This window comes from Micromonospora sp. D75, assembly GCF_018070405.1.
Lineage (GTDB): Bacteria > Actinomycetota > Actinomycetes > Mycobacteriales > Micromonosporaceae > Micromonospora > Micromonospora chalcea.
On record NZ_JAGPXV010000464.1, the window covers coordinates 1 to 4,841 of the forward strand.

General features: G+C 74.1%; 6 protein-coding genes. 4 read left to right on the forward strand and 2 right to left on the reverse strand.

The annotated features are described in order from the left end of the window. Positions 1-112: 112 nt before the first annotated feature. The 4 genes from KBX39_RS23190 to KBX39_RS23205 all read left to right on the forward strand — a co-directional run bounded on the left by KBX39_RS23190 (position 113) and on the right by KBX39_RS23205 (position 3,179). Entirely contained in the window at positions 113-913 is an 801-nt protein-coding gene (locus KBX39_RS23190; protein ID WP_210872485.1) for an HpcH/HpaI aldolase/citrate lyase family protein, read from the forward strand. Between the two features lie 8 nt (positions 914-921). Next, entirely contained in the window at positions 922-1,380 is a 459-nt protein-coding gene (locus tag KBX39_RS23195; protein WP_210872486.1) for a thioesterase family protein, read from the forward strand. Between the two features lie 20 nt (positions 1,381-1,400). Then, on the forward strand, positions 1,401-2,378 hold the full coding sequence (locus KBX39_RS23200) for a cyclase family protein (RefSeq protein ID WP_210872487.1): 978 nt from the start codon (positions 1,401-1,403) through the stop codon (positions 2,376-2,378). A 165-nt stretch (positions 2,379-2,543) separates the two neighbouring features. Further along, positions 2,544-3,179: a helix-turn-helix domain-containing protein gene (locus KBX39_RS23205; protein ID WP_247660484.1), complete on the forward strand. Its 636-nt coding sequence runs from the start codon at positions 2,544-2,546 to the stop codon at positions 3,177-3,179. A gap of 70 nt (positions 3,180-3,249) precedes the next feature. Here KBX39_RS23205 and KBX39_RS23210 read toward each other — a convergent pair whose 3' ends face one another. Beyond that, positions 3,250-4,350, reverse strand: a complete 1,101-nt coding sequence (locus KBX39_RS23210; protein WP_210872489.1) for an alpha/beta hydrolase — start codon at positions 4,348-4,350, stop codon at positions 3,250-3,252. After that, a partial coding sequence (locus tag KBX39_RS23215; RefSeq protein WP_210872490.1) for an LLM class flavin-dependent oxidoreductase occupies positions 4,347-4,841 on the reverse strand: 495 nt, incomplete at its 5' end. The genes KBX39_RS23215 and KBX39_RS23210, both read right to left, overlap by 4 nt.

The following is a 4,841-nucleotide window of genomic DNA, read 5'->3' on the forward strand; positions in this document are numbered from 1 at the left end:
CCCAGGGCGTCGGCGACCACCAGCAGCTGATCGACATGTTCGCGCCGCCGCGCGCGGACTTCTCCGCCAAGCCCGGCTGGGTACGCAACGCCGACGACTACCCGATGCCGTCATGAGCACCGACGTGGCCGCGCCGAGGCGCAGCCGGTTCCGGGCGGCGCTCGCCCGCCCGGACGCCCCGGCGCTGGGCACCTGGGTGAAGCTGCCGGTGATGGAGAGCGTGGAACTGCTCGCGCTCGCCGGGTTCGACTTCGTCGTCGTCGACCTGGAACACGCCCCGATCGACCTGCAGACGGCCTATCAGCTGATCGGCACCGCCAACCACCTCGGGCTGGCCCCGATCGTCCGGATCCCGGCGCTCGACCCGGGCCTCACGCAGCGGATCCTCGACGCGGGGGCCGAGGGCGTGATGGTCCCGCACGTGGACACCGTCGAGCAGGCGCGAGCCGCTGTCGCAGCGGTACGGTTCCCGCCGCTGGGCGCCCGCGGCGTCGGCAGCACGAGCCGGGCCGGCGCGTGGGGCGCCATGCCCCGCGCCGAGTACCTGCGCTACGGCCAGGAGGAGGTGGTGCTGGTCGTCCAGATCGAGAGCGCCCAGGCCGCCTCGTCCGCCGGGGCCGTCGCGGCGGTGCCCGGTGTCGACGCGCTGCTCGTCGGGGCCGCGGACCTGTCCACGTCCGAGGGCACGACCGAGGACGATCCACGGGTCGTCGCGCTCGTCGGCTCCGCCGTCAAGGACTGCCTCGCCGCCGGCGTACCCATCGGCAACTCCGGCGGGGCGGACGCCGACGCGGTCCGGCGGGCGGCCGACGCCGGCTTCTCCTTCACGCTGCTGAGCAACGACGCCAGCCTGCTCGGCGCGGCGGCCCGGGCCGCCGTCCAGGCGGGCCGCACCGTGCGGCACCGGCGCTGAGGCACGCCGTGGCACCCCTCACGACGACGCTGCACCTGCGCTGGGCCGACACCGACCACTACGGCCACGTCAACAACGTCACCTGGCTGCGGTACGTCGAGGAGGCCCGGATCCGCACGTTCGGGCTGCCGGACCTGCCCGGCACGTTCGATCCGGACCGGCCGCCGGCGCTGGCCGTGCTCGGCGCCGGGACGTTCACCATGACGGCGGCGGCCCGGCTGGAGTTCACCGGCGAGCTCGCCTACCACGGGCAGTCGATCCTCGCCGACGCCTGGCTGTCCCGTACCGGTTCCCGCAGCCTCGACCTGAGCTTCCGCTTCGTCGACGAGGCCCGCACGTCGACGTACCTGCTCGCGCAGACCACTCTCGTGGTCTGCGACCTGGCCGACCGCCGGCCCCGGCCGCTGACCGGCGCCGAACGCGAGGCGCTGGCGCCCTACCGGGGCGAGCCGCTGACCTTCCGTTGAGCCGCCCGAAAGGAATCACCGTGCCGACCTACGACGAGCTCTCCACGGCCGCGGTGCCCGGCGCCGCCTGGGACGTCTTCGGGCCGGGCGACCAGCTCGGCAGCATCAACCGGCTGACGCCCGAGCGCGTGACCGCCGCCGCCCGCCTGGTCCGCCGGGGCGAGCGGTTCAACCTCGACTACCCGGTCAACGCCTTCGAGCCCTACCCGACCGGCACCCGGCGTCCCGCCGAGCACCACGTCTTCGCCAACAACCCGCTGCATCGCGACGACTGGATCGACTCGTTCTACCTCCAGTCCAGCTCGCAGCTCGACTCGCTGCGCCACATCGGGCACCCCGCCCACGGCTTCTACGGCGGCCTGTCCGCGGACGACAACAACCAGGGCTCCACCGCGCTGGGCATCCACCACTGGGCGGAGGCCGGGATCGCCGGGCGGGGTGTGCTGCTCGACGTCCCCCGGCACTTCGCCAGCGAGGGCCGGCCGTACGACTGCGAGCAGACGATCGCGCTGGACGAGACCGTGCTGGACGCCGTCGCGCAGGCGCAGGGCGTGTCCTGGCGCGGCGGCGACATGCTGCTGCTGCGTACCGGGTGGGCGGAGAACTACCTGGCCAAGTCCGTCGAGGAACGGATCGAGTTCAACACGCGCAACCGCTCCCCCGGGCTCGCCCAGCGCGAGTCGGTGCTGCGCTGGTTGTGGGACCACGAGATCGCGCTCGTCGCCGCCGACAACCTGGCCGTGGAGGCGGATCCGGTGCTGGATTCGGACTTCCGCACGCCCGACGACCGGCCGCCGCCGCGCGGGGTCGACCACAGCGGCATGCTGCACCGGCCGCTCATCGCGCTGCTCGGGATGGCCCTGGGCGAGCTGTGGAAACTCGACGGCCTCGCCGCCGACTGCGCCGCCGACGGCGTCTACGAGTTCTTCCTCACCTGCAAGCCGCTGAACCTGCCCGGCGGCGTCGGGTCGCCGCCGAACGCGCTCGCGTTCAAGTGAGCGGCCGGCGACGCCGGCCGCACCGCTGTCCACCAGGGATGACACCGCCGGAGCGGACCAGGAAATCCCCCGGCCACCCCTCGCACAAGTGCGGGCATGTTCGATAGGATCGAACATCCCGGGCGGATCCCCCCGCCACCGCAACAGGAGGTCCCCGTGCGGTCCATGGACAGTCAGCCGCCGTCGGAGCAGGCCGCCCCCGGCGGCCCCGCGGACGAGAGCACCCCGGCGGGGGTGGTCGGCGCCCGGATCCGGCGCTACCGCAAGGAGCGCGGGCTCACCCTGCGCGGCCTCGCCTCCCGCTCCGGCCTGTCGATCGGCTTCCTGTCCCAGGTCGAGCGCGGCATCTCCTCGATCGGCCTGACCGCGCTGGGCAGCGTCGCCAAGGCCCTCGACAAGTCGGTGGCCGACTTCTTCGACGCCGGCAACGGCACGTCCGACAACAACGTCTCGCAGCTTCCCCGGCACTTCACGCTGACCAGGGCGGAGACGTCGGCAACGCAGTACGTGTCGGGGCAGCAGACCTACCGCATGCTCTCCGACCGGGGGCCGGACCTGGTGCTGGAGCCGATGCTCGTGCACATCGCGCCGGGCGGGCGGCGGGAGAACGCGTACGGCCACCGGGGCGAGGAGTTCGCCTACGTCATCTCCGGCGAGCTGCTCTACGAGGTCGAGGGCGTGGAGCACCGGCTGTGCCCGGGCGACAGCGTGCACCTGCGCTCGTCGGTGCCGCACCAGATGTACAACGACACCGACTCGGTCACCACAGTGGTCTCGGTGGTCACGCCCCGGCTGTTCTGACCGGCGCCACCAACCGCCCTCCGTGTTCACCTACGTGAACTCGGAGGGCGATTCGGTTGCGGGCGCGACGTCAGCGACCGAGGCGGGCGTCCACCGCCGTCATGGTGTCCCGCCAGATGTCCGACGCCGGGTCGATGACGGCGAAGTGGTCCCCCGGCTGTTCCAGGTGGCGGATCTCGTCGCCCGCGGCTGCCGCCGCCGCGGCGTAACGCCGGTTGGCGTCGACGAGGTCGAGACTGTCCGCGGTCCCCTGCACGAGCAGCGTGGGCACCCCTGTCGGCAGCCGCAGCATCGGGTCGCTCTCGGCGTACCGGCGCGGGGCCGTGGCCGGTGAGCCGCCCAGCGCCGCGGAGATCGCGCCGTCACCGAGGTAGCGCCGCTCGCCCTCGGTGAGGTCGAGCACCCCGGCCAGCGAGACCGCGAGCGCGACACGTGGCCCGCCCGTTCGCGCGGCGAGGTCCGCCGCGGCGCGCAGCGCGAGCTGCCCGCCGGCCGAATGGCCCAGCACCACGATCCGCTCCAGGTCGATCGGCCGGTCGGCGGCGAGGTCCCGCAGCGCGGTGAGGCCGGCTTCGACGTCCTCCGTGGTGGCGTCCCAGCCGTGCCGGTCCGGACGCCGGTACTCCAGGTTCCAGGATGCCCAGCCGCGGGCGGCCAGATCGACGGCGAGCGCGTCCATCAGGTCCGCGCCCCAGACCGACCGCCAGAATCCGCCGTGCAGCAGCACCGCGACCGGCGCCGGCCCGGTGTGCGGGCCCGACGGCAGCCGCAGGTCACCCCACTGCTCCGGGCCGGGACCGTAGGCAATCCGATCGGCCGGCGCGCGGAAGCGGTGCACGGCGTGCCGGATAGCCCAGGTCACGCCCCACAGTCCCCGACCGGCCAGGTGGACCGCGCCGGGGACCGGCGTCTCGACGGTGAGGTCGTACCAGACCGCGTGCGGCGGCTGCGCGCCGATCAGGGCGCGGGCCGGTGTGGTGGGGCCGGGCAGCACCACAGTCGGGCCCTGCGCCGCGGCGAGCAGCGAGCGCAGCTCGTCGGTCGAGGCGGCGGTGACGACCGTGCCGGTGCTGTCCAGCTCGGCGCTGCTGGTGGCGACGAGCGACGCCAGCAGTTCGGTGTCGGCCACCAGGCCGGGGCCGACCACGACGGTGAGCCGCACCGCGCTCACCTGCGCAGCAGGGGCAGGACGGCGGAGCCGAGCAGGTCCACGCCGCGCTCGTCGGTCAGACCGTGCGGCGTGCCGAACTCGACCCGGCGCACGCCGGCGTCGATGAGCGCCTGGGCCTGGGCGGCGACCTGCTCCGGGGTGCCGGAGAAGGCGAACCGGTCCAGCACGTCGTCCGGGATCAACCGGCCCGCCGCCTCGTCCTCGCCCGCGTCGACCAGGTCGCCGACGCGCTTCACCAGGTCGTCGGGGAGCACGACGGTCGGATCCAGCTCCGCCACCACGGCCAGGTACATGGCCACCTCGGTGCGGGCCTTGGCGCGGGCGGCCGCGCCGTCGGTGTCGACGACTGTCACCGCGCCGAGCACGATGCCGACGTCCGCGACGTCGCGCCCGGCCTTCTCCGCGCCGGTCCGCAGCCGCTCGCGGATCACCGGGACCATGTCCGGGTTGGCGCTGCCGCCCACCTTGATCTCGTCGGCGATCCGGCCGGC

Excerpts from the sequence above, each read along its gene's own strand:
- KBX39_RS23205 (WP_247660484.1), top strand. The coding sequence starts at position 2,544 with ATGGACAGTCAGCCGCCGTCGGAGCAGGCCGCCCCCGGCGGCCCCGCG.
- KBX39_RS23190 (WP_210872485.1), top strand. The coding sequence starts at position 113 with ATGAGCACCGACGTGGCCGCGCCGAGGCGCAGCCGGTTCCGGGCGGCG.